Origin of the sequence: Nocardia sp. Root136, assembly GCF_001427185.1 — a bacterium.
GTDB lineage: Bacteria > Actinomycetota > Actinomycetes > Mycobacteriales > Mycobacteriaceae > Nocardia > Nocardia salmonicida.
In genome coordinates, this window is sequence record NZ_LMFE01000008.1 from 420,840 (window position 1) to 443,152 (window position 22,313).

At 67.1% G+C, this 22,313-nt stretch carries 24 protein-coding genes; 14 read left to right on the forward strand and 10 right to left on the reverse strand.

Annotation, left to right across the window (positions count from 1 at the left end):
• The first annotated feature begins 117 nt into the window (after nucleotides 1–117).
• Entirely contained in the window at nucleotides 118–1,050 is a 933-nt protein-coding gene (locus tag ASD42_RS23090) for a fatty acid desaturase family protein (RefSeq protein WP_056820239.1), read from the forward strand.
• A 35-nt stretch (nucleotides 1,051–1,085) separates the two neighbouring features.
• Here the strand turns inward: ASD42_RS23090 and ASD42_RS23095 are convergent, their stop codons facing one another.
• Complete coding sequence (locus ASD42_RS23095) at nucleotides 1,086–2,348, reverse strand: hypothetical protein (RefSeq protein ID WP_056820242.1); 1,263 nt, start codon at nucleotides 2,346–2,348, stop codon at nucleotides 1,086–1,088.
• Nucleotides 2,349–2,548: 200 nt separating this feature from the next.
• On the opposite strand from ASD42_RS23095, the gene ASD42_RS23100 reads away from it, so the two are divergent.
• Both ASD42_RS23100 and ilvD read left to right on the forward strand, forming a co-directional pair.
• Nucleotides 2,549–3,397: an acyl-CoA thioesterase domain-containing protein gene (locus ASD42_RS23100; protein ID WP_056820243.1), complete on the forward strand. Its 849-nt coding sequence runs from the start codon at nucleotides 2,549–2,551 to the stop codon at nucleotides 3,395–3,397.
• 64 nt (nucleotides 3,398–3,461) lie between these two features.
• Nucleotides 3,462–5,153: a dihydroxy-acid dehydratase gene (gene ilvD / locus ASD42_RS23105; RefSeq protein ID WP_056820246.1), complete on the forward strand. Its 1,692-nt coding sequence runs from the start codon at nucleotides 3,462–3,464 to the stop codon at nucleotides 5,151–5,153.
• A gap of 30 nt (nucleotides 5,154–5,183) precedes the next feature.
• Here the strand turns inward: ilvD and ASD42_RS23110 are convergent, their stop codons facing one another.
• The gene (locus ASD42_RS23110) at nucleotides 5,184–6,311 is read right to left on the reverse strand and encodes an NADH:flavin oxidoreductase (RefSeq protein ID WP_056820250.1); all 1,128 of its coding nucleotides are present in this window, start codon (nucleotides 6,309–6,311) and stop codon (nucleotides 5,184–5,186) included.
• A 150-nt stretch (nucleotides 6,312–6,461) separates the two neighbouring features.
• Here ASD42_RS23110 and ASD42_RS23115 point away from each other — a divergent pair, with 150 nt between their 5' ends.
• Entirely contained in the window at nucleotides 6,462–6,896 is a 435-nt protein-coding gene (locus ASD42_RS23115; protein WP_082843662.1) for a MarR family winged helix-turn-helix transcriptional regulator, read from the forward strand.
• Nucleotides 6,897–7,167: 271 nt separating this feature from the next.
• On the forward strand, nucleotides 7,168–8,166 hold the full coding sequence (locus tag ASD42_RS23120) for an AraC family transcriptional regulator (protein ID WP_056820258.1): 999 nt from the start codon (nucleotides 7,168–7,170) through the stop codon (nucleotides 8,164–8,166).
• On the opposite strand, the gene ASD42_RS23125 is transcribed toward ASD42_RS23120, so the two are convergent.
• Complete coding sequence (locus ASD42_RS23125; RefSeq protein ID WP_056820260.1) at nucleotides 8,156–8,347, reverse strand: hypothetical protein; 192 nt, start codon at nucleotides 8,345–8,347, stop codon at nucleotides 8,156–8,158. The two genes, ASD42_RS23120 and ASD42_RS23125, sit on opposite strands and share 11 nt — an antisense overlap.
• 252 nt (nucleotides 8,348–8,599) lie before the next feature.
• On the opposite strand from ASD42_RS23125, the gene ASD42_RS23130 reads away from it, so the two are divergent.
• Nucleotides 8,600–10,444: a glycoside hydrolase family 15 protein gene (locus ASD42_RS23130; protein ID WP_056820531.1), complete on the forward strand. Its 1,845-nt coding sequence runs from the start codon at nucleotides 8,600–8,602 to the stop codon at nucleotides 10,442–10,444.
• Between the two features lie 42 nt (nucleotides 10,445–10,486).
• Here the strand turns inward: ASD42_RS23130 and ASD42_RS23135 are convergent, their stop codons facing one another.
• On the reverse strand, nucleotides 10,487–10,855 hold the full coding sequence (locus ASD42_RS23135) for a VOC family protein (RefSeq protein WP_056820262.1): 369 nt from the start codon (nucleotides 10,853–10,855) through the stop codon (nucleotides 10,487–10,489).
• 130 nt (nucleotides 10,856–10,985) lie between these two features.
• Here ASD42_RS23135 and ASD42_RS23140 point away from each other — a divergent pair, with 130 nt between their 5' ends.
• Entirely contained in the window at nucleotides 10,986–12,188 is a 1,203-nt protein-coding gene (locus ASD42_RS23140) for an AI-2E family transporter (RefSeq protein ID WP_056820266.1), read from the forward strand.
• Nucleotides 12,189–12,197: 9 nt separating this feature from the next.
• Here the strand turns inward: ASD42_RS23140 and ASD42_RS23145 are convergent, their stop codons facing one another.
• From ASD42_RS23145 to ASD42_RS23155, 3 genes are all read right to left on the reverse strand, one after another.
• The gene (locus ASD42_RS23145) at nucleotides 12,198–12,635 is read right to left on the reverse strand and encodes a VOC family protein (RefSeq protein ID WP_056820533.1); all 438 of its coding nucleotides are present in this window, start codon (nucleotides 12,633–12,635) and stop codon (nucleotides 12,198–12,200) included.
• A 128-nt stretch (nucleotides 12,636–12,763) separates the two neighbouring features.
• A complete protein-coding gene (locus tag ASD42_RS23150) occupies nucleotides 12,764–12,988 on the reverse strand; it encodes a hypothetical protein (RefSeq protein WP_056820269.1) in 225 nt (74 codons plus the stop codon).
• Between the two features lie 179 nt (nucleotides 12,989–13,167).
• Nucleotides 13,168–13,836, reverse strand: coding sequence for a TetR/AcrR family transcriptional regulator (locus ASD42_RS23155; RefSeq protein WP_056820271.1), 669 nt, complete (start codon nucleotides 13,834–13,836; stop codon nucleotides 13,168–13,170).
• Between the two features lie 210 nt (nucleotides 13,837–14,046).
• Here ASD42_RS23155 and ASD42_RS23160 point away from each other — a divergent pair, with 210 nt between their 5' ends.
• Complete coding sequence (locus ASD42_RS23160) at nucleotides 14,047–14,994, forward strand: oxygenase MpaB family protein (RefSeq protein ID WP_056820274.1); 948 nt, start codon at nucleotides 14,047–14,049, stop codon at nucleotides 14,992–14,994.
• A gap of 153 nt (nucleotides 14,995–15,147) precedes the next feature.
• Here the strand turns inward: ASD42_RS23160 and ASD42_RS23165 are convergent, their stop codons facing one another.
• Complete coding sequence (locus tag ASD42_RS23165; RefSeq protein ID WP_056820277.1) at nucleotides 15,148–15,786, reverse strand: TetR/AcrR family transcriptional regulator; 639 nt, start codon at nucleotides 15,784–15,786, stop codon at nucleotides 15,148–15,150.
• Between the two features lie 202 nt (nucleotides 15,787–15,988).
• On the opposite strand from ASD42_RS23165, the gene ASD42_RS23170 reads away from it, so the two are divergent.
• From ASD42_RS23170 to ASD42_RS23190, 5 genes are all read left to right on the forward strand, one after another.
• The gene (locus tag ASD42_RS23170) at nucleotides 15,989–17,410 is read left to right on the forward strand and encodes an NAD(P)/FAD-dependent oxidoreductase (protein ID WP_084787263.1); all 1,422 of its coding nucleotides are present in this window, start codon (nucleotides 15,989–15,991) and stop codon (nucleotides 17,408–17,410) included.
• On the forward strand, nucleotides 17,403–19,193 hold the full coding sequence (locus ASD42_RS23175; RefSeq protein WP_056820281.1) for a hydroxysqualene dehydroxylase: 1,791 nt from the start codon (nucleotides 17,403–17,405) through the stop codon (nucleotides 19,191–19,193). Before ASD42_RS23170 ends, ASD42_RS23175 begins: the two co-directional genes overlap by 8 nt.
• 90 nt (nucleotides 19,194–19,283) lie before the next feature.
• Nucleotides 19,284–19,694, forward strand: coding sequence for a hypothetical protein (locus tag ASD42_RS23180; protein WP_131816451.1), 411 nt, complete (start codon nucleotides 19,284–19,286; stop codon nucleotides 19,692–19,694).
• Nucleotides 19,691–20,056 carry a DUF4345 family protein gene (locus ASD42_RS23185; RefSeq protein WP_056820286.1) on the forward strand — a complete coding sequence of 122 codons (366 nt, stop codon included), beginning with the start codon at nucleotides 19,691–19,693 and terminating at the stop codon, nucleotides 20,054–20,056. The genes ASD42_RS23180 and ASD42_RS23185 overlap by 4 nt, the downstream gene beginning before the upstream one ends.
• A gap of 18 nt (nucleotides 20,057–20,074) precedes the next feature.
• Complete coding sequence (locus ASD42_RS23190; RefSeq protein ID WP_056820291.1) at nucleotides 20,075–20,839, forward strand: helix-turn-helix domain-containing protein; 765 nt, start codon at nucleotides 20,075–20,077, stop codon at nucleotides 20,837–20,839.
• Between the two features lie 32 nt (nucleotides 20,840–20,871).
• On the opposite strand, the gene ASD42_RS23195 is transcribed toward ASD42_RS23190, so the two are convergent.
• Together ASD42_RS23195 and ASD42_RS23200 are read right to left on the reverse strand one after the other, a co-directional pair.
• Nucleotides 20,872–21,255, reverse strand: a complete 384-nt coding sequence (locus ASD42_RS23195; RefSeq protein WP_056820295.1) for a DUF1304 domain-containing protein — start codon at nucleotides 21,253–21,255, stop codon at nucleotides 20,872–20,874.
• Nucleotides 21,256–21,376: 121 nt separating this feature from the next.
• Nucleotides 21,377–21,640 carry a hypothetical protein gene (locus ASD42_RS23200; protein ID WP_056820298.1) on the reverse strand — a complete coding sequence of 88 codons (264 nt, stop codon included), beginning with the start codon at nucleotides 21,638–21,640 and terminating at the stop codon, nucleotides 21,377–21,379.
• A 173-nt stretch (nucleotides 21,641–21,813) separates the two neighbouring features.
• Here ASD42_RS23200 and ASD42_RS23205 point away from each other — a divergent pair, with 173 nt between their 5' ends.
• Nucleotides 21,814–22,206 carry a hypothetical protein gene (locus ASD42_RS23205; protein ID WP_056820301.1) on the forward strand — a complete coding sequence of 131 codons (393 nt, stop codon included), beginning with the start codon at nucleotides 21,814–21,816 and terminating at the stop codon, nucleotides 22,204–22,206.
• Nucleotides 22,207–22,313: the final 107 nt, after the last annotated feature.

Sequence of the window (22,313 nt, forward strand, 5' to 3'; positions counted from 1 at the left end):
GGGTGCATCCGCGCTGAATTGTGGGCGAACACCAGGTTCGCGGGCCCGTCACGCATCCGGTGGTGGTGACAGGATGGGAGCGGAGTTTGCCTGATCTACCCGAAGCGACGTTGCAGCATGACTCGAACTCGCACCCCGCGCCCCTCCGAACGGCCGCGAACGGCCGACGGCGACCTGGTGAATGTCGGACTCCTCGTGCTGGCGTTGACAATCGGCACCGTCCAGCTGTTCGTGCTGCCACTGGTACTGCTTCCGCGAAACCCCGCGTGGGGCTGGATCTTGGTGCCGATCACGCTGACCACCACCCCGTTCTGGTCGCTGATCCACGAGTCCATTCACGGGTCACTGCTGCGGAGCCGGACATGCAACGACCGGATGGGACGAATTCTGGCGGTGGTGTACGGGTCGCCGTTCGCGATGCTGAAAGTCGGCCACCTGCTGCACCATCGCTACAGCCGGGTCCGTGAGCGCAGCGAGGTTTACGATCCGACGAAATCCAGCAGGCAGGCCGCGGTGCTGCTGTTCTATCTGAAGTTGTTCGGCGGGCTGTACCTGTTGGAAGTGCTCGCGTTGCTCCTCACGCCGATGCCCGAGCGTGCCATTCGCGCGCTGGGACGCTGGGTCGAAGCACCGGATTCGGTCGGCGGTCTCGTGCTCGAACGAGTCGCCCAGCCGGTGGTTCTGAGACGGTTCCGCACCGATGCCGCCGCGATCGTCGTCGTCCACACCGCCGCTTTCGTTGCCTACGGTGCTCAGGGCTGGATGCTGCTTGCCGCGATCGGCTGCCGCGCGCTGATCATCTCGCTGTCGGACAACGCCTACCACTACGGTACCGAGCTCGAATCACCCAGGGCGGCAATGAATCTGCGTCTGCCCCGCGGACTCGAGCGATTCGCACTCAGCTTCAACCTGCACGATGTGCACCATCGACACCCCGGGCTGCGCTGGTACGAGTTGCGCTCCCGATTCGACGCGGAGGGCGGCCGCTACCACCTCGGCTGGTTCAGCGCGGTGGCCCGCCAACTCCGGGGACCGATCGAACTGACCTGAATTCGCGCGATCCCGCCGCGCCGAGTGCGGCACGGTCAACGCAGGTCGAGGTCGGTGACGGTCTCGGTGCCGAGGGCGATGCGAGCGTGCCAGGTCGGCGGCTCCCACGGATCGGGAGCCATCCCCTCGTAGCGCGCCTCGAGGTCGACATACCGCGCGCCGTCCACTTCGGCGGCCACGAATCCGTAGTCGTACCAGCCCAGGTCCGATCCGGTCGGCACATGGAACTCGGTACTGTTCCTGGTGCCGCTCGCGTCCTCGACAGCTTGCCTTCTCTCGAGTTCGCGGACCAGGATCGGCACCGCGGCATAGAGTTCCAGGCGGGCCGCGGTGGTGAACCGGTCGGCCGGGTAGCGCCCGTTCCACGTCGCCGGATCGGCGAGTACCACGTCCTGAAGTGGCTCTACGGCCACGCGATTCGATGTCGCCGGGGCGGCTCCTGCTGTGCTGCAACCGGATTGACCGCGCAACAGCGCGTTCGCCGTCACCGAGACCGAGGTGGGTTGTCCGGACCCCGGTGTCGCCCCGGTCGACCAATGAGGTGGGGTGTCCTTGTCGTGTCCGGCCATGAGCTCGATGATCGTGGCTGCTTCGGCGCCGTCGATCGTGGCGCACAGCACCGTCCCGTAGCCGCCGACACCCAGGGTGCGCTGCGTCAGCGGGGTCGCGAACGGCCATCTGACCGGTGCGGACAACTGCTTGTCGTCCTCGGGCACCGCGGGCTGGAACGCGATATCGAGGGCGGTCGGGGTGTACGGCGCACGGCGCTGCACGGTGAGGTGCTCGTCGTCGGGCAGAGCTCGCAACCGATCGATCACGCCGGCCAATCTGCGGACCTCACGGTTCGCCGATTGCGCGCCGGGCTCGGTATCCAAGCCGTAGACCGACACACCGACCGGTAGACCGAAGTTCGCGTATACCGTCGTCGTCGGCTGGTCCGTGGGCGGTGAGGACTCCTGATAGTGGGCATCGTTGAACGAGAGGTCGTCGAACCACTGACGGACCTGCTCGATGCCGTCCTCGGTGAGCCGAGCCCAGTACACGCCGAACATGCTTTCCTCGGCGCCACCGTCGGCCGTGGTGAAAACCGTACCGTCACGACGCAATTCGAAAAAGGGAAGCCGTCGACTTCCGATTCGTTCGGTCTGTAGGTACCACGACGACTGCACGATCGACACCATCACATCCGCATCACGCGCGGCGGGCGGATCGTTTTCCTGTCTGCCGAACACACTGCACGCGCTGAGCAACGACATCGCGATGAGCATCGCACCGAGTGCAATGGAACGGTGGGCCATATTCGAGCCTAACGCACCGATTTCGACGTACCAACGAGCACACACGTCACCCCCTGTGATCTTCTCCAGCCGAGTGGCCGCCCACTTCCGACCGAGGCATCATTGATCAATCGCCGACTCTCAGATCTGGGGCATCTGTCAGTCGCGTGCCACCGGTGCCGCGCATCAGGCGAGACTGCCCGAGTCCTAGGAGTCCGCCGGTGAGCCATGCATTCTTTCGCGCACAATCCGATCCGACCGATCGCACGGAAATCCTTCATCCCGAACCCGAGGCGAGCAGTGGGTGGATCGGTGGGCAGCTGCGCGGTATGGCCGTCGGAGCGGTTCTGGCGCGCGCGGTGGAGCGGGAACCGATCGTTCGCGAGCGGACCGACTTGCGACCGGCGCGGTGGACGCTCGACCTGTTTCGCCCAGTATTCATGCGTCCCTGTACAACTCGCGTCGAGGCGGTGCGAGACGGCCGTCGGCTGTCATTGTTCGATGCGGTCCTGATCCAAGACGACCGACCCGTCGCGCGTGCCAGCGCGCTGTACCTGCGCCCCGGACCGACACCGGATGGCATCTGCTGGTCGCCGGATACGATCGCGGACCCTCCGCCGACCGACCGGGAACCATCGCCCGATCAGGACCGGGTGTACTTCAGCGAGGAACAGGGGTGGACCCCTGATGCCCGCACCCATCACAACCCCGCACGCACGGGGATCTGGCACCGTCCGATCGCGGTCGTGGTCGGTGAGCAACCGACTCCCTTCCAGTTCGTCGCGGGGTTGGCCGATGTGACGAATGTGGTCACCAATCTGGGCAGCAACGGCCTGGAATACATCAATGCCGACGCCACCCTGACTTTGACCCGGCTTCCGGAAGGGGATGAAGCCGGACTGGTCGGCCTCGACCGGATGACCCAGGACGGGATCGCGGTCGGCACCGCGGCGATGTACGACCGCAAGGGCGTATTCGGTACCGCGACAGTCAGTTCCATCGCCAACGCCCGGGGTCCCGCGGACCTGGGCGCCATCGGGACTTCGTCGTCCTGCCTTGCTGCCGGGTAGGCCCGCACCGATCACAGTGGCGCCGTCGTGGCGATCTCGCGAGCCGGGCTCGTAGGCTTGCGCTATGGCACACGACACCGAACAGCCCGTCGACATCAAGCCACGCTCCCGCGATGTGACCGACGGCCTAGAGAAAACTGCCGCCCGCGGCATGCTTCGCGCTGTCGGCATGGGTGACGAGGACTGGGTCAAACCGCAGATCGGTGTGGCCTCGAGCTGGAACGAGATCACCCCGTGCAATCTGTCGCTCGACAGGCTGGCCAAGGCGGTCAAGCGCGGCGTCCACGCCGGGGGCGGCTACCCGCTCGAGTTCGGCACGATCTCGGTGTCCGACGGCATCTCGATGGGGCACGAGGGGATGCACTTCTCACTGGTCAGCCGCGAGATCATCGCCGACTCGGTCGAGACCGTGATGATGGCGGAGCGTCTCGACGGTTCGGTTCTGCTCGCGGGCTGCGACAAGAGCCTGCCGGGCATGTTGATGGCCGCCGCGCGTCTGGACCTGGCGAGTGTGTTCCTCTACGCGGGTTCGACCTTGCCCGGCAATATCGACGGCAAGGACGTCACGATCATCGACGCTTTCGAGGCTGTCGGCGCCTGCATCAAGGGGCTGATCACCCCGGCGGAAGTCGATCGCATCGAGCGCGCCATCTGTCCGGGCGAAGGCGCGTGTGGCGGCATGTACACGGCCAACACGATGGCCTCGGCAGCCGAGGCACTCGGGATGAGCCTGCCCGGCTCGGCCGCACCGCCCGCCCCCGACCGTCGCCGTGACGAGTACGCCGAGAAGTCCGGTGAGGCCGTCGTCGGGTTGCTGCGCAAGGGAATCACGGCCCGCGACATCATGACGATGGAGGCGTTCGAGAACGCCATCACGGTCGTCATGGCGCTCGGCGGGTCGACCAACGCGGTGCTGCATCTGCTGGCCATCGCCCGTGAGGCCGGTGTCGGCCTCACCCTCGCCGACTTCAACCGAGTCGGTGACAAGGTGCCGCACCTGGGCGATCTCAAGCCCTTCGGTCGTTATGTCATGAACGACGTAGACAAGGTCGGCGGCATCCCCGTCGTGATGAAGGCCCTGCTGGACGCCGGTCTCATGCACGGCGACGTCATGACGGTCACGGGCGCGACCATGGCCGAGAACCTCGCCCATATCGAACTCGGCCTCGACGGCGACGTGATCCGGCGGCTCGATCGGCCCATTCACCGTACGGGCGGACTCACCATCCTGCACGGCTCGCTCGCACCCGAAGGCGCCGTGGTGAAGAGCGCCGGTTTCGATTCCGATGTCTTCCGCGGCACCGCTCGGGTGTTCGACGGGGAACGCAGCGCGATGAACGCCCTCGAAGACGGCACGATCGTGGCCGGTGACGTGGTCGTCATCCGCAACGAGGGACCCAAGGGTGGGCCCGGCATGCGCGAGATGCTCGCCATCACCGGCGCGATCAAGGGCGCCGGCCTCGGCAAGGACGTGCTGCTGCTCACCGACGGCCGATTCTCCGGCGGCACGACCGGTTTGTGCGTGGGACATGTCGCGCCCGAAGCGGTGGACGGCGGGCCCATCGCCTTCGTCCGCGACGGCGACCCGATCGTCCTCGACGTCGCCAATCGCCTTCTCGACGTCGAGATCGACGACAGCGAACTCGCCGCGCGCAAGGTCGGTTGGGAACCGCTCCCGCCCCGGTACACCTCGGGGGTGCTGTCCAAGTACCGCAAGCTCGTCAGCTCGGCCGCGCACGGCGCCGTCACAGGCTGACGTACCGCGCGCGGCCCGACATCGAGTCGCTCAGCTGAGAATCTTCAGCGCCGCCCCGTCGTACGGCTTCACCTCGTCGATCCGCCCCGCCAGGACCTTGGACGCCCACTCCGGGTCCTGGAGGAGGGCGCGGCCGACGGCGACCATGTCGAATTCGTCGCGCTCCATGCGGTCGAGGAGGTTGTCCAGGCTGCCGAGCTCGGCGCCCTGGCCCGAGAACGCGCGCAGGAAGTCACCATTGAGGCCGACCGAACCGACGGTGATGGTCGGCTTGCCGGTGAGTTTCTTGGTCCAGCCCGCCAGATTCAGGTCCGAGCCGTCGAACTCCGGGAGCCAGTAGCGGCGGGTGGAGGCGTGGAAGGCGTCGACACCGGCCGCGGCGAGTGGGGCCAGGATCGCCTCGAGCTCCTGCGGGGACTCGACGAGCCGTGCGTCGTAGGCCTCCTGCTTCCACTGCGAGTAGCGGAAGATCACCGGGAACTCGGGCGAGACGACGGACCGGACCGCTGCCACGATCTCGGCGGCGAACCGTGTCCGGGCCACCGCGTCGCCGCCGTAGACATCCTCGCGGCGGTTCGTCCGAGCCCACAGGAACTGGTCGAGGAGGTAGCCGTGCGCGCCGTGCAATTCGACGCCGTCGAAGCCGATGCGCTCGGCGTCCGCGGCCGCCTCGGCGAAGGCGCTGATGACGTCGTCCAGGTCACGCTGGGTCATCGCCTTGCCGAGGCCCTCGGTGCCGTCGACGCGGATGCCGGAGGGACCGACGGCGGGCGCGTCGGCATAGGGCTCGTCGCCCTGGTTGCGGACCATGCCGATGTGCCACAGCTGCGGCACGATGGTGCCGCCCGCCGCGTGGACGTCCTCGACGACCTTCGCCCACCCCGCCAGCTGCTCCTCGCCGTGGAAGCGCGGCACCCGATCGCTCTGCCCGGCCGACTGGTGGCCGACATAGGTTCCCTCGGTGACGATCAGGCCGACACCGGCGGCGGCGCGACGGGCGTAGTACGACCGCACATCGTCACCGGGGACACCGCCCGGCGAGAACATGCGTGTCATCGGCGCCATCACGATGCGGTTCGGGACGGTCAGTCCGTTCAGCGTGACGGGCCGCGACAGGATTTCGGCCGTGCGGGAGGTCTCGGACGGGGTGACGATCACTGCATACTCCTCAGAGCTACTTGACAACATCGATGGTTGAGAACTTCAAGCAATGCCCACACGCTAGAGGCAGATATTTGAGATAGTCAAGTTTCTACGGATAAGGTGGTTCGTATGGAAGAAGCTCCGTGCATCGATAGAGCCCAGCTCATGGAGCTGCTCTCGGTGGCGCTCGGCGTCTATTACGGGGACTTCACCGCCGCGGCGGCGAGTGAGAACCTCACCGCCAGCCAGGGCAAGACACTGACCGTGCTGCGCCGAGGGCCTGTCACGATGCGCGCCCTGGCCGCGAACTTGGCCTGCGACGCTTCCAACGTCACCGGGATCATCAACCGGCTGGAGAAGCGTGACCTCGTGCGCCGCGAGACCAGCGCATCCGACCGGCGCGTCACCAATCTCGTCATCACGCCCGAGGGCGAGCGTGTCACCGACACGATCCGGGCGAGGATGCACGCCACGCAGGACGGCCTGACGAAGCTCAGCGACCGAGACCGGGACTGCCTTTACGCCCTCCTGGAACGCGTTTTCGTCGATGCGCCCAGCGACCGAGCTGTTCGCCTACCGGCCGAAACGTCAGAAGCCTGATCCGAAAGGGTCTGCACGAACAGCTCGTTGGATCCGGCCTGTCGCTGAGCCCCTTATGTAACGACCTTGCCGCTAGTTTTCGAATCCGCCCACCATTGTTGCCCTGGTGACGGAGGCTTCCGCCACCAGCGCGGAGCTGGTAGAACCGGATCAAACACGAGGTGCCGATCTCAAGCGACAAACGTTCGACGGACTCTCCCCGTCGGGCAATGTCTGCAGCTGATGAAGCCGCGACCGCTCGCAGATCGGCATGCTGCCCCGAGGAGACGTCATGGCTACCGACCAGAGTTTGCTGCACCGTTTCGTCATCTCCCAGTTCGGCGCTGCCGGGCTGGATCGTGCGCAGCTGATTCGCGATACCGGGGTCCCGGATTGGTCGATGACAGGCAATGACGTGCACCTTCCCAGTGCGACGTTCTCCCGGCTGTGGGAGGTCGGCGAACATCGGCTCGGCGCGGATGTCGCCCTGCAGGTCGCCCAGCGCTACGAGCTGTCCAGCCTGGGCTTGTACGACTACCTGTTCGCGTCGGCCCCGACGCTGGGCTCCGGGCTGGCCACCTGTGGTCCCTACATCACCGCCGTCACCACCAATCACCGGTTCGACCTGGTCGAGGCCGAAGAAGAGTCGACCCTCTACCTCGATATCCTCGATGGCGAAGGCCGGGGACGCGATCACACCCAACTGTGGGGATTATCGGCCGTCCTGAGCCGGGCGCGCCGCGTCGTCGACGCTCCGTTGAACCCGGTGCGCGTCTCACTGCGCCAGGCCGCGCCCGCGCACGTCGAAGGCTTCCGTGCGGTGTTCGGTACCGCCACACTGGAATTCGACGCACCCACCGACTCGATAACCTTCCGCACCGCAGACCTGGACCTGCCGCTGACCACCGCCGATCCAGTGCTGGCCGCGGTCCTGCAACCGCTGGCCGCCGCGCTGGCGCCCCCGCCGACTCTCGTCTCGGCCTGGCCCAGACGGGTGGCCGACGCCTTGGACCAAGCTATCGAGGCCGGGGAGGTTTCCCTCGACAGCGTCGCCCGGATCCTCACCGTCAGTCCTCGAACCCTGCAGCGGCGGCTGACCGAATCGGGCACGACCTGGCGGGCCGAACTGGATCGGGCCCGCAGAGCGCGGCTGTCGGAAGCGGTCTCCGCGGGGTCACTCGGCGGCGCCAGGCAAGCCGAGCTACTCGGCTACTCCGACGCGGGCTCGTTGCGCAGGGCAGCCCGGCGCTGGTCATCGGGTTCTCACCCGATCGGGCCCGTTACGTCCTGAGGTAGGTCGAGGCGATCTGCCAGAACGTATCCCGCTCCAACAGGCGGAAATCCCACCCGTCGATGATGTCCCGGAACGCAGCGACTATCCCGGCGACATCGAAATCGTCCCGGGTCGCGGTCCCCTTCGCCTCCAGCGCGGAAATCACGTAGGCGGTGGCGCTCTCCCTGGTAACCGACACCGCAGGCTCCTATCGTTCAGACACCGACCATTTGAACGTAAGTCTCGAATCCCCTCGCGGCCACGACAAGTGCAGAACGCGCCAACCTGCTGCCGAACGTGCCAACCTCGGGGCCGATCAGTCGACATGCGGCTTTCACCGGCGCCGACCTGGAATCTGATTCACCCGTTCCGGATGAGGTCGGCGCCGACGTTCGCTGGTTGGCTGAAACTCGCCGACCGCACGAACGGCGGTCCGAGGCGAGGAGCGTTCGTGAACACGTACCCGCCGATCGACGAGCACGGCATCGTCGGCGATCTGCAGACCGCGGCGCTGGTGTCGTCCGCCGGAACCATCGACTGGTGGTGCGCACCCCGGTTCGATTCGCCGAGTCTGTTCGCCTCGCTGCTCGACAGCGAGAAGGGCGGACATTGTTCGCTGGCCGTCGAACCCGCCGGCAGCGCGGCGACTGTGCGGCAGCTGTATCTGCCCGACACCGCGATCCTGTTGACGCGGTTCTCCGGACCCGACGGAGTGGGCGAGGTCGCCGACTTCATGGAACCGATCCTCGGCACCGAACCCGCCACCCGGCACAGGTTGGTGCGAGTCGCGCGAGTGGTGCGAGGAACGTTGACGTTCGCCCTCGAGTGCCGCCCCCGGTTCGACTACGCGCGCGCCACCCACACCCTCGACCGAGTCGACGAACGAACCGCCGTCTTCCGTTCCGCCGACGCCGATCTCCACCTGCAGGCCACCGACCCGATCGCGCTGCACCCCGACGGCGACGACATCACCGCGCGATTCACCCTGTCCGCCGGTGAGCGAGCCGCGGTCGTGCTCACCACCGCCCCCGCCGGAGCGGATGTCTCGTCGGCACCGATGTGGGCAGCGATCGCCCACGAGTTCGACCAGTGCCGTCGCTTCTGGCAGACGTGGTTGCGCTCGTCCACCTACCGCGGGCGCTGGCGCGACATGGTCAACCGTTCCGCGATCACCCTCAAACTGCTCACCTACGCCCCGACCGGCGCGCCGATCGCCGCGGCCACCATGGGGTTGCCCGAACAGATCGGCGGCGAACGCAATTGGGACTATCGCTACACGTGGATTCGGGACGCTTCGTTGTCGGTGCGGGCACTGGTCGACCTCGGTTTCACCGAGGAGGCCTACGCTTTCCGTCGCTGGCTGCGCGAACGGGTCGAAGCCGGCGGCACCGCCTCGGGCGAACCGTTACAGATCATGTATCGCGTCGACGGTGACCCACACCTGGACGAAATAATCCTGCCTCATCTGGAGGGGTACCAGGGTTCGGCGCCGGTGCGGGTCGGCAACGGTGCGGTCGACCAGATCCAGCTCGACATCTACGGCGAGGCAGTCGACGCGCTGGCGCAGTCGACCGACATGGCCGCCATCGCCGGCTGGCGCACGTTCACCGGCCTCATCGACTGGCTCGCCGACCACTGGGACCGCCCCGACGAGGGCATCTGGGAAACCCGCGGCGGCCGCCAGGAATTCACCTACAGCCGACTGATGACCTGGGTGGCCTTCGACCGCAGCATCCGCATGGCGACCGAGCACGCCAGGCCCGCCGACGTGGTGCGCTGGACCGCCGAGCGCGACGCGGTCTTCCGGCAGATCATCGAACGCGGCTGGAGCGAGAAACGCCGAGCGTTCGTCCAGCACTACGCCACCGAGGTACTGGACGCCTCGCTGCTGCTCATGCCCCGGATGCGATTCCTGTCCCCCACCGACCCGATGTGGCTGAGCACGCTAGACGCGATGGACGAAGAGTTGGTCAGCGACAGCCTGGTCTACCGATACGACCCGGAGGCGGCACCCGACGGCCTGCAGGGCACCGAAGGCACTTTCAACCTGTGCAGCTTCCTCTATGTCGAAGCCCTCGCCCGGACCGGTCGCGTGCAACAGGCCCGCTACGCCTTCGACAAGATGCTCACCTACGCCAATCACGTCGGTCTGTTCGCCGAGGAGATCGGCCCGTCGGGCGAGCAGCTGGGCAACTTCCCCCAGGCTTTCACCCATCTGGCCCTGATCGCCGCCGCCCTCGCCCTCGACGAAGAACTCGATCGTGCCGAGGCAGAGCCACCCTCGACGACGCACTGATCCGGTGCACGCGCTGCCTTTTTGCACAGCACGCCATTCTGATCAGCTTTCGGCGGCGATGACGCAGAACTCGTTGCCGTGCGGGTCCTGCAACACGGTCCATCCGAAACCGGGCAGCGAGTGTTCTCCGAGGACCGTGGCACCGAGGGCCGTCAGCCGGGCGACCTCCGCCGCGCGGGCCGTGGTCTGGAAATCGATGTGCACCCGGTTCTTGGCCCCCTTCGCCTCGGGAACCTTTTGGAACGCGAGATAGCGCCCCTGCCCGAAACCGACGCCGGGCGGGGTGATCATGACGTAGTCCCCGGAGTCCGTGAGGACTGTGTAACCAAGTGCGGCGCACCAGAACTCGGCCAGTTCGGCGGGGTCGGCGGTATCGATGGTGATGCCGCCGACGGTGATGGTTTCCGACATGGACGCAACGCTATGCCGTGGCACCGACAACTTCCGGTGCCACCGAATCCGACGGCCGCCGCTGCCTGGTCAGGGCGCCATGCCGAGTTCTGGTGCGCCGCAGAACCGGCGAGCGTGCCAGACTAGCGACGTGAGCGGGCCGGTGAAGGAAACGAGTGGGGCGCAGCCGAAGGGGAAGCCGTCGCGTGATCGCGGGGACGTGATCGGCGGCGGGTTCCTGTGGCTGGCGAAATGGTCGCTGTGCATCGTGGCGATCGCGGCGGGAGCGTGGGTACTCGGCACGATCACCGCCCGGCTGTGGGTGGTACTCCTGCCTGTCGCGCTGGCGATCGTGGTGACCACCATCCTGTGGCCGCCGACCCGCTGGCTGACCCAGCAGAAGCTGCGGCCCGCGTTGGCCGCTTCGATCACCCTGCTGACATTCGTCGCATTGTTGGCCGGGGTCGTCGCGCTGATCGTGCCCTCGGTCGGTGATCAAGCACCTCAGCTCGCCGACAAGGCCACCGACGGTGTCAACCAAGTACGCGACTGGATCCAGGGACCACCGTTCCGCGTCCGCGACGAGCAACTCGATTCCGCGGTCGAAGCGATCGTCGGACGACTCCAATCCAGTGGTGCGCAGATCGCCAACGGTGTGTTCACCGGCGTGTCCACCGCCACCTCGGTCCTGATCACCGTGTTCTTGGTCTTGGTGCTGGTGTTCTTCTTCCTCAAGGACGGCCCCCGTTTTCTGCCCTGGATGCACGGGGTGTTCGGCAACCGCAGCGGCCGCCACGTCGAAGCTGTCCTGGCACGAGTCTGGGCGACCCTGGGTGGGTTCATCCGTACCCAGGCGATCGTCAGCATGGTCGACGCCGTTCTGATCGGCGCGGCACTGTTCATCCTCGACGTTCCCCTGGCGCTGGTGCTGTCGGTGATCACCTTCATGGGTGGATTCATCCCGATGGTCGGCGCTTTCGTCGCCGGCGCACTGGCTGTCCTCGTCGCACTGGTGGGCAACGGGCCGACCACGGCGCTGATCGTGCTCGGCATCGTCATCGCGGTGCAGCAGCTGGAAGGCAATGTGCTGCAACCGGTCCTGCAGAGCCGCAGCATGGAGCTGCACGCCGTCATCGTGCTGCTCTCCGTCACCGCGGGCGGCTCGCTCTACGGCATCACCGGCGCCTTCCTCGCGGTACCGGTGGTCGCGATGATCGCGGTGGTCATCCGCTATATCGGCGAGCAGATCGACCTGGCCACCGGACGACAACCAGAGGTCGACGATCCCGATACCGGCGAGGTGGTGACAGCACCGTCGCCCGACTCCGGCACATCACCCGACCCCGGCGCCTAGGACTGCCTGTCAGCGGAGTTCCTCGACCAACCCGATGATGATGCCCTCGGGGCCGCGAACGTAGCTGTACCGGTAGATGTCCTCGTATCGGGCTACCGCGCCCACGAGTTCGGCGCCGTGGGCACGCAGGCGGCCGAGAACGTCGTCGACATCGTCGACGACGAAGGTCAGGCGAGGGATCCCCGGGGTGTTCACCGAGGCCTTCGGCGCAGCGCTGGTGGTCGTCGGCGAGAGGAACGTGGAGAGCTCGACCCGGCTACGCCCGTCCGGCGTCCGTACGACGGCGATGTCCGCCCGGACGCCGTCGAGTCCGAGCAGATCGTCGGCCCACTGACCACCGACTGTCGCCTCACCCTCCAGTTCCAGGCCCAGTTCGACGAAGAACGCGACAGCGGCCGCGAGATCCTCGACCACGATGCCGACGTGATCCATCCGGTGGATCGTCATGATGTTCTCCTCAGGTTTCGCTTCGGCCCATTCCGGCCGGGTCAACAGGTTCAAGCATGGTGTTGGAGCACCTGCTCGCACCCCTGGGACGGATCCACTCGAGAGTTCTCGACATCAGCGGACCTATCTCAGGTCCGGCGCATGAACGCGAGCATGTAGTACACGTTGTCGATGTTGCGTTCGACCACGCTGACCAGCTGCCAACCCTGGTTTTCGAGCATCTCGACGCCGTTGAGCAGGTGAACGACCGGTTCGAAGATCGCGCGCTGGTAAGCGGCCGAGCCGAAGACGAATCCACCGGTCTGCGGCGAGCTCAACACCAGATTGCGGCGCGGATAGGACTGAAGGTCCACTGCTCCGTTCAACACAGCGATGACATCGAAGATTGGTCCAGGCGCAGCAGCATTCACGCCTTCATCGTCCTATACGCGCTGCACTCTCGTCGTCACCGCGATCGACCGCTTACAGCGCCGGTACTCGTGGAGACGGCAGCTTCGACAACGGCGGTTCACCTCGACTCGACGCCGGAGCGTCAGTCGGTCGGCTTCACGCCCGCGACCTGTAGAACCCCCGAGTTGTCGGTGAGCAGCAGCAGTCGGGCGATGAGATCGGTGAGGTGTTCTCGGGTGGCGGCGAATTCCCCGCGCATCCACGCGGCGACGAGCTCGAGAGTCCCGCTGACGACCGCGTAGGCGGCCATGTCGGAGTCGAGGGGATCAACGACGGATTCGGCGACGAGTTCGCGGCCGACCGCCGACATCGCCCGGGCGATCGCGTGCTGAGTGGTGAGCCGCGCCGCTTGCAACGCCTCGGTGCTGTGCGCGTCGAGCAGCAGAGCCTGTCGGCGGGGGTCGTCCAGCAGGAACCCGATCGCCGCGTCGGCGGCGGCGTAGACCTGGCTGTGGAGGTCAGGGGCGGCCTCGTGGGCCGCGGTCACCACCGCGACGATGCCGAGCTCGGTGTGCTCTTCGACGAGCGCCGTGAGCAATGCGTCGCGGTCGGTGAAGTGGTCGTAGAAGTAGCGGTCGTTGAGCCTGGCCCTGGCGCACACCGCTCGCTTGGTGACAGCGGGCGCGCCGCCTTCGGTGAGCAGGTCGAGCGCGGCATCGACCAGCGCGCCACGGCGGCGGGATCTACGCTCGTCGGCCGCTACCCCGCCGTAGGCACGCGGCGCCGCCGCGACATCAGCTTGCTCACGCATGCGCTCGATCGCCTCCGTTCCGGTGCCCGCCAACCGCAGCCGCGGTTGTGGAGCTGTAGTGCACCAGAGTAGTGGATAAGGACTCTTGACCATCCGACAATTCTGGTGCACTCTGACACCACACACGTTGTGGTGCCATGCAGCACCACAACCAGTGTTGGCGGGCTCGACACGACACAGCCCCCAACGGCGGAACAAAGGAGTTCACCGATGACCTGTCCCGTGCCACACCAGGAATTGCGTGCCGACAATGGCGCAGCCTCGGCGCTCGAATCGAACGCTGCCGTCGAACGATTCGAGCGCGTCGGCGGCTCGGTCCTGTTCAGCCTGTTCGGCGTCGGACTCTTCGATCAGCCGATGCTGCCACCGGTCTCGGCGGCACTCGAGGCGACCGGGCGTTCCCGATATGAGCCATGGGGACGCGCGGTCCGCACCGCCGCGGCCGACCAGCTGATCTACCACGGCGAGGACGTCGATCGCGACGCCGAGTCGCGCCGACTGATGCTGCTGCACCGCGACGTCAAGGGCGTCGGCCCCGACGGTGAGCGCTATTCCGCGCTCAACCCGCACGCGTGGAACTGGATCCTCTACTCCACCTTCTTCGTCCAGCGCAGCGCCTACGTGGTGCTCACCGGCGACACCCCGTCGGCGGCGGACAACCAGGCGATCTGGGAGCAGTACCTCCACAAGACGAGCGGGCTGCACCTGCCGGGCAATTCGGCGCCCATCGCCGACTACACCGAGCTGGTCGCCCACTACGACCGGATGGTCGCCGAGCTGCGCATGACCCCGGCCCTCGAGGCCGCCACCACCGAGGTGCGACGCTCGGTGCGACCGTATTTCCTCCCCGCCGTCACCGAACCGCTGTGGCGGCTGGGCGCGCCCGTCCTCGGCCATCTCGCGATGATCCTCGGCTGCGGCATCATGCATCCCGAGGTCCGCGCGAAGATGCCGATCACGTGGACCAGCCGCCAGGATCGGGAATTCCGGCTCCTCAGCGCGATACTGCGGATCGCCTTCGCCCGGCTGCCCGCGGCAGTCACCGACTCCCCCATGGCACGCAATCGCCGCAAGTATCAGCAACTGGTCGGCAAGTACCGCGAGGTCGGCTTGACCTCGTTCGCGCCCGATCCCGCCGTCCGCTCGATACGGCGCTGACGAGGTCTCGATGCCCTGCTGTCTGCTGACGGGTTATCTCGTCGCAGGAATCCGACGCCTCCGGCGACGCCCCGCAACGACCGAAGCGGCGAGCTTCGCTCCTGCCGCGCGTCGCCGGGGGCCGGCTCGACGAACGACGGAGGTAGGCGCGAGCTACGGCGCGTCACCGTAGATGACGAGCCAGATCGCGCGTCCGAGCGAATCGGCCAATTCCTCTTCGCCGATACCGGTTTCGACGGCGAAAGCGACCGAGATCGTGCGTTCGACCATCGATGTGAGAACCAGCGCGGTGGCCCGCGGGTCGAGCCGCTGCGCGATGTGGCCTTCACGCTGTTCGGCCTCCAGCCGCGCACGGACCAGTTCGGCGAACGTCGCCACCCTCGAACGCCAGTAGGCACCGACTTCCCGGTCGTAGGAACCGACTTCGGTGAGGGCGAGCAAAAGATAGCGATGATCACGGAAGCCGCCGATCATCGCGCGCATGGCACCGACGACCCCGGTCTGCTGATCGGTGTGCTCGGCACTCCACCACATCTCCGCCGCCGCGAACAGATCGGTGGTGGCCAGCTCGGCCATCCGGATCAGCAGCCTGCTCTTGTCCGGAAAGTAGCGGTAGAAGGTGGACCTGGCCGACCCCGAGGCCGCGGCGATCTTCTGCACGGCGATCTCGGTGAACGGCGTTCCGTCGGCGAGCAGGTCTTCGACCGCGGCCAGGACGCGACGCTCGAATTCGGCCCGCCGATCGTCGGCGGGTTTGCGCGCCGATCGCGGGACACGGGTCAGCGAGGGCATCGGCGATCCGTCGCCGAGGCAGCAACTGGTGCGCTGGCATTGACCATGTGCCCATTGTGCCCGCAGCGCGGCGCGCCGCCGCGTCGGCGTGGTCCAGGCCACGCCAATCCCCCTGTCCAGGTTCACTATTGACACCTGTACTCGGCCAACCTCATCATCAATCGGACACACTGTCCGAGACTTAGTGACCGAGGTAGTTCCCATGGTCGATTCCGCTGCCACCACGGTCGAACGGGCCGACGTCGTCGTGGTCGGCGCGCGCTGCGCGGGATCGGCCACCGCGGCGACCCTGGCGAGGGCGGGGCGCAGCGTCGTCGTGCTCGATGCCGCCACATTGCCCTCGGACACGCTGTCCACCCACCTGCTCTGGCCGGGCGGACTGGCCGAACTTCAGCGCCTCGACGCGTTGGCGGCCGTCGAAGCGCTCGGTGCGCCGCGCCTGACGAGGGCCTACGCACAGGGCGCCGGCTACGGCATCGGCTCCCCCTTTCCCCCGGTCGACGGCATCGACTACGCGATGTGCGTGCGTCGCACCGGGCTCGACGCCGCACTGCTGGGCACCGCGGTAGCCGCCGGCGCCGAGGTGCGGGCGCGCTGTCGGGTCACCGCAGTGCTGTGGGACGAAAACCGTTGCGCCGGTGTGCGTTATCTCGACGCCGCGGGCGCGATCGTGGAGATCCGCGCCGCGTTGGTCGTCGGCGCCGACGGACGGCGCAGTACCATCGCCCGCGCGGTGGGCGCCGAGCAACCGTTTCTCACCGTGCCGAGCGGGCGCGACTGCTACTTCGCCTACTGGCGAGACACCGCCGACACCCACCGCCACATCGCCGCCCAGTGGCGGGTAGGCGCCGACCTCGGCACAGCCTTCCCGTGCGATGACGGCCTGGTGCTCAGCCTGGTGCAGCCGCCTTCGGTCAGCGAACCCGGACGCGGCCCCGGCGAGGCCGAACGCCGCTACACCGAGGCCCTCGCCCGGATTCCGGACCTGACCGACCGGCTGAGCGGCTGTGAGCGGGTGGGCAGGGTCCGTTCAGCTACTGGCATCGCCTCGTACTTCCGGCGCTCCGCGGGCCCCGGGTGGGCATTGCCCGGCGACTCCGGGCATTTCAAGGATCCGGTCACCGCGCAGGGCATCCGCGACGCACTGCACTACGGACGCACACTCGCCGAATCGGTCGCCGACGTTGTCGATGATCCGCGCGCACTCGATGCGGCACTGGCGCAGTGGGAGCGCCGTCGCGTCATCGAGTGCCGCGAGATCTTCCACTGGACCAATCGGCTGGCACGCGGTGAGACCATGCGGCCCTTGGAGATCGAGCTCTACCGCACCGCCGCCGACGATCCGGAACTGGCGCGGATCACCGCGGGCATCTTCTCCCGCACCCACCGCCCCGCCGAGCTGTACACCCCGTCCCGCGCGCTGGGCCTCGTGGTCCGCGCACTGCGCCATCAACGAGCGCATCTGCCCGACCTCCTCACCGACGTGGCGCGCGAGATCCGCGACTCCACCAGCGAATGGCGCACCACGCGAACAACGTTGCGTGGCACCACACCACACGACGCGGCACCGTCCGCGCCGCGCTCCACCCTCACCACCGCAGGTCCAGGAGAACACCATGCCTGATCAGCCGACACCGTTGTCAGCACCGATCACCCGGCGCACCGCGTTGCGTGCCGGACTCGTCGCCGGAGCCGCACTAGCCGTCGCCGCTCCGAGCGTTACCGCCGCTCCGAGCGTGCGGCGCTCACCACTGTTGCGCTCCGGCGGTAAGGCGGTGGCGATATTCGGCGGCGGCATGGCCGGTCTGAGCGCGGCGCACGAACTGGTCGAGCGCGGATACGACGTCACCGTTTACGAACCCGCGTTCCTCGGCGGCAAGGCTCGCAGCATGGGTGTGCCGGGGACGGCGTCGCCCGGTCGTCAGGAACTGCCGGGTGAGCACGGATTCCGCTTCTTCCCCGGCTGCTATCAGCACGTACCCGACACGATGAGCCGAATCCCGTTCCCCGGCAATCCGAACGGCGTGCGCGACAACCTGGTGCGGGTCGAGGGTACGGTCGCCGGATTCCAGGACCTCCCGCCGATCTTCGCGCCGGTCGAGCTCGGTGGAATGAGCCAGATCACGCCGGAGCTGGTGCAGAACAGCATCATCGGCGCGCTCGGCTTCATCCCCGACCTGCCGCCGCACGAGCTGGCGTTCTTCGCCAAACAGATGGTCGTGTGGTTCACCTCCAGCACCGAACGGCGCTTCGGCCAGTGGGAATACGTGACCTGGGAACAGATCATGCACGCCGAGGGGAAGTCGCCCGCGTACCGGAAGTATCTGGTGAACGCGCTCACCCGGATCACCGTCGCCGCGAAACCACAGACCAGTTCGGCCCGCACCATCGGCACGATCGGCGAAGCACTCGTCCTCGCCGCGTCCGGCACGATCCCGCAGTTCTCCGGTGGCGTGGACCGTATCCTCAACCGCCCGACCAACATCGCGTGGATCGATCCATGGGTCGGGTACCTCCGATCGCTCGGTGTCCGCTTCGTCATGGGACAGGGGCTCGCCGCGTTGCAGCTGGCCGGAGGTCGCATCGCCTCGGCGACAGTGCGCGGAACGAGTGGAACCACGACGGTGACAGCCGACCACTATCTGTGCGCCATGCCGGTCGACCGCGCCGTCGATCTCCTCGACGACGACATCATCGACGCCGATCCGCGCCTGGGCGGCCTGCGCAATCTGGTCACCGACTGGATGGTCGGCATCCAGTTCTACCTTCGCCGCACGACCGACATCCCCGAAGGACACATCGCCGCGCTCGGCTCCCCCTGGGCGCTCACCGCCCTGCGCCAAGCCCCCATGTGGGTGGGCGATTTCCCCGCCACCTACGGCGACGGCTCGGTGCTGGAATGCCTCTCGGTCGACATCTCCGACTGGGACACCCCCGGAATCCACTTCGGCCGCACCGCCAAGGAGTGCAGCGCATCCGAAATCGCCACCGAGACCTGGGCCCAGCTCAAAACCTGGCTCAACACCGGCACCGACTGGCTCCGCGACGAGGACATCCATTCCTGGCACCTCGACCCCGGCATCACCTGGTCCGGCGGCGCCATCCATAACCAGACCCCGCTGCTGGTCAACACGGTCGGCTCCTACGACCATCGCCCCGACGCGCACTGCGCCATACCGAATCTCTACTTCGGCGGCGACCACGTCCGCAACCACATCGACCTGGCCACCATGGAAGGTGCCAACGAATCCGGTCGCGCCGCCGCCAACGCCATCCTCGATTCCGCCGACGACCCGAGCCCCCGCGCCCAGATCTTCCCGCTGGTCTCGCTGCCGGCGTTCGCTACCGCCAAAGCCATCGATGCGGATCGCTTCCGCGCCGGCCTACCGCACCTGCTCGACGGCTGAACCCCCCGATCACCGGCCCCAGCAGGTTTTCGGAAGCGCCGACGTTGCACCGGGTGTGAGGATCGCCAGACGACGATCCGAGGAGAAACTATGCGACGACATGCTGGGCCGGCCTTGTTGGCGGCCGTGGGGTTGCTCAATACCGCACCCGCCGTCGGTGCGATCGCACCGCAGGGAATGTACGCGGCCTATGGCATAACTCCGGCGGGGCCCGATCTCGAGGTAGTGCTGCGACATCGGGCCGTACTGTTCGCCATCGTCGGTGTCATTCTGGTGGTGGCGGTCTTTCGGCCCGCGCTGCGACCGATCGCGATAGGCGCCAACGCGATCAGCTTCGGCAGCTTTCTCGCCCTGGTCATCGCCGACGGTTCGGTGGGCCCGGGGCTGATGCGGGTGGCAGCTGTCGACATCGCGGGCCTGATAATGCTCGGAGCCGGCGCCGCGCTGCTCCGGGATGAGCACGCTGTCGAGCAGGGGCGCTCGGTGGTGGCAAGTCGATGAGAACCGTGGTGCTGTGCCTTGTCGGTGTGCTGTTCGTGGGGATGGGACTGTATGCGCTGGCCGCCCCTGCCGCGCTGGTGCGGCCGTTCGGACTCTCGGCGCCGACAGCGGCGGGCCGGTCGGAGATTCGCGCCGTGTACGGCGGTTTCGGTCTGGCTGTGGCAGGGGTGTTGTTCTGGTCTGCGTTCGGTGCCGACGAACTGCGGACCGGGGCAGCGTTGACAGTGGGGTTCGCGTTGGCCGGGATGGCGGGTGGACGGGTCATCTCGAGGCTGGTCGACAGCGGGGTCCGCTTCTATCCGATCTGGTTCTACTGCGTGGTCGAGCTCGCGGGCGCCGCGCTGGTGCTCGGTGTCGCCTGAACTGCGATGATCACGCCTATGACAGTCGAACCGGGCGAGCGCACCCTGTGGCTCTGGCAGGGCCACGCGGCGTTCCTGGGCCCGTCGTTCCAGCTGGACACGCATTCGACACCGGTTCAGTGCTTCGTTCTCGGCGTCGACGAGATGCTCACCGTTCGCACATCCGACGGTGAGCGGCGGCGGCGCAGCGTATTGATTCCGGCACGCACGGCCCACAAACTCGAATCCGAAGGACGCGTCCTGTTCTACTATCTCGATCCCCGCTCGGCGGCGGCTGCCCGCCTGCGAGCCGCGATGAGCGAACCGCCGACGCCCGTGGCGGCGAGACACCGCGACGAAGCGACCTTGACCGCCTACCTGAATCGACCCGACCCACCGGACCCTCGAGAGCTGCGCCGGATCATCGCGGGCGCCGAGGCACCGGCGACGATCGACGAACGGATCCGAGCGGTGATGAACACGATCGTCGACGATCCCGCCGGGCAGGCGGGCGCCGCCGAGTTGGCCGCCGACCTCGGGATCTCCACTTCCCGTTTCCTGCACCTGTTCTCGGCCGACGCCGGGACCAGTTTCCGGCGCTACCGCCTGTGGGCACGGCTGTTGTCGGTCGCAGGTGCCGTCGCCGAGGGCGTCGACCTGACCCGCGCCGCGGCCGACGCGGGGTTCGCTTCGGCCAGCCATTTCAGCGACACCTTCCGAACACTGTTCGGGCTCACCGCGACCTCGGTACTCACCCAGGGCGTGCGCATCGTCCTCGTCCCCGACACAGCGCAGATCCCATAACGGGACAGCTGCCGGGTGAATACCGATCGTGCTCAGAGCCGGGCGATCACCAAGGCGACACAGCCGATCAGCGGAGGAAGCAACTGGATCAGTGCCGGACGCGCCCTACCTGGTGACGACGCCAGCAGCACCACACCCGCCGCCACCATCGACCCGGCCCCGGCCAGCACCAGCGCCAGCCCGATTCCCTTGTCGCCGAACGCGGTGAACCCCATCCCGATCGCCGTGACAACGGCCAGGAAAAGATTGTAGAACCCCTGATTGAAGGCCATTTCCTTGGTGGCCTCCGCCTCCGCGGCCGACATCCCGAACGTCGCTCGCGTCCGCGGCGCCGTCCATTGCAGTGACTCCATCACGAAGATGTAGCCGTGCAGCAGCACAGCCACTCCGGTGAAGACCAATCCGATCGCGGTCATCGATCCGCCTCCCGCCACCGCCCGGCACCTGCCGAGCTTTCGCGGCGATTATCACCCATCGGGCCCTGCGCTCGGCTCCGACTCGCGGCTCGTCCCGAAACACTCAGTGGGCCTGGCGTATTCAGTCGCCGCTCTTCTTTCCTTTGCCTTTCCCTTTCCCTTTACCCTCACTCTTACCTTTGCCCTTGCCCTTACCTTCGCTCCCTGGATCGTCGGCACTTTCGTCCTTGTCCCCAGCAGGAGCGAACTCGGCGATGTTTTCGTTCCCGGCGACCTCACTGTGTTGGTGCCGCAGGATCGGTGCCGATGGTTGAGCGGAGACGGTGCCCGCGGCCAGGAAAGCGGTGAGGATGCCGGCGGCGACGGCGAACTCGAGATTCGACAACGTGTGAGCCCCTTCTCGTGGTGGAAGTGCTACGGCTGCTGTGATCAACCTACGAGCCCCGCGGATATGTCGGTGACGCGACGCGCGCACAGCCGAGCGCCATCGTGGCGAAGCGGCCATTTCGCGAGGACACTGTGGACAGACACGCCAACTCGTCCTCAGGAGGACACGCGATGGCAAACACCGGGCCATTCGGCATCGATCCGGAAGATTTCGAACGTGCACTGCGCGGGACGGGCGCCGAGCTCAGCGACCTGTTCGGGAAGGCAGGCGGCTACCTGGATCGGATAGATCAGGTCGGCGTCGGCGCACTGTCCTCGCTGCTCGGACAGTTCGTCCAGCCGCAACGCCCACCGTCGACAGCACCCGAGGGCGAAACCACCGGCGAGACCGGCAGCGGAGTGTGGGCGATCTACACCGCCGACGATGCCGGTCAGGCCAGGATCGACCAGGTCTTTCCCAATGAGCTGGAGGCCTTACGCGCCCACCGCGACAACACCGACGACCGCCGTCGGGTGCGCTTTCTCCCCTATGGCGTCCCGGCGAGCGTGCTGGACTCGCCCTGATCGAAGCAGGCGCATCGGCGGGGTGACCGATCAGCGCGCCACGGTAGGCGGTCACCGAAGATGAACACGCGTCGTTCCCACGCAGGCAGCACGACGCGGCCCATAGT

What these genes read in the sequence shown, in the direction of transcription:
- ASD42_RS23195 (WP_056820295.1), bottom strand. Translation starts at nt 21,255, where the DNA reads ATGACCGCGATCGGATTGGTCTTCACCGGAGTGGCTGTGCTGCTGCAC.
- ilvD (WP_056820246.1), top strand. Translation starts at nt 3,462, where the DNA reads ATGGCACACGACACCGAACAGCCCGTCGACATCAAGCCACGCTCCCGC.
- ASD42_RS23155 (WP_056820271.1), bottom strand. Translation starts at nt 13,836, where the DNA reads ATGCGTGAGCAAGCTGATGTCGCGGCGGCGCCGCGTGCCTACGGCGGG.
- ASD42_RS23145 (WP_056820533.1), bottom strand. Translation starts at nt 12,635, where the DNA reads ATGACGATCCACCGGATGGATCACGTCGGCATCGTGGTCGAGGATCTC.
- ASD42_RS23095 (WP_056820242.1), bottom strand. Translation starts at nt 2,348, where the DNA reads ATGGCCCACCGTTCCATTGCACTCGGTGCGATGCTCATCGCGATGTCG.
- ASD42_RS23190 (WP_056820291.1), top strand. Translation starts at nt 20,075, where the DNA reads ATGACAGTCGAACCGGGCGAGCGCACCCTGTGGCTCTGGCAGGGCCAC.
- ASD42_RS23170 (WP_084787263.1), top strand. Translation starts at nt 15,989, where the DNA reads ATGGTCGATTCCGCTGCCACCACGGTCGAACGGGCCGACGTCGTCGTG.
- ASD42_RS23180 (WP_131816451.1), top strand. Translation starts at nt 19,284, where the DNA reads ATGCGACGACATGCTGGGCCGGCCTTGTTGGCGGCCGTGGGGTTGCTC.
- ASD42_RS23115 (WP_082843662.1), top strand. Translation starts at nt 6,462, where the DNA reads ATGGAGCTGCTCTCGGTGGCGCTCGGCGTCTATTACGGGGACTTCACC.
- ASD42_RS23160 (WP_056820274.1), top strand. Translation starts at nt 14,047, where the DNA reads ATGACCTGTCCCGTGCCACACCAGGAATTGCGTGCCGACAATGGCGCA.
- ASD42_RS23185 (WP_056820286.1), top strand. Translation starts at nt 19,691, where the DNA reads ATGAGAACCGTGGTGCTGTGCCTTGTCGGTGTGCTGTTCGTGGGGATG.
- ASD42_RS23090 (WP_056820239.1), top strand. Translation starts at nt 118, where the DNA reads ATGACTCGAACTCGCACCCCGCGCCCCTCCGAACGGCCGCGAACGGCC.
- ASD42_RS23120 (WP_056820258.1), top strand. Translation starts at nt 7,168, where the DNA reads ATGGCTACCGACCAGAGTTTGCTGCACCGTTTCGTCATCTCCCAGTTC.
- ASD42_RS23205 (WP_056820301.1), top strand. Translation starts at nt 21,814, where the DNA reads ATGGCAAACACCGGGCCATTCGGCATCGATCCGGAAGATTTCGAACGT.
- ASD42_RS23165 (WP_056820277.1), bottom strand. Translation starts at nt 15,786, where the DNA reads ATGCCCTCGCTGACCCGTGTCCCGCGATCGGCGCGCAAACCCGCCGAC.
- ASD42_RS23135 (WP_056820262.1), bottom strand. Translation starts at nt 10,855, where the DNA reads ATGTCGGAAACCATCACCGTCGGCGGCATCACCATCGATACCGCCGAC.
- ASD42_RS23175 (WP_056820281.1), top strand. Translation starts at nt 17,403, where the DNA reads ATGCCTGATCAGCCGACACCGTTGTCAGCACCGATCACCCGGCGCACC.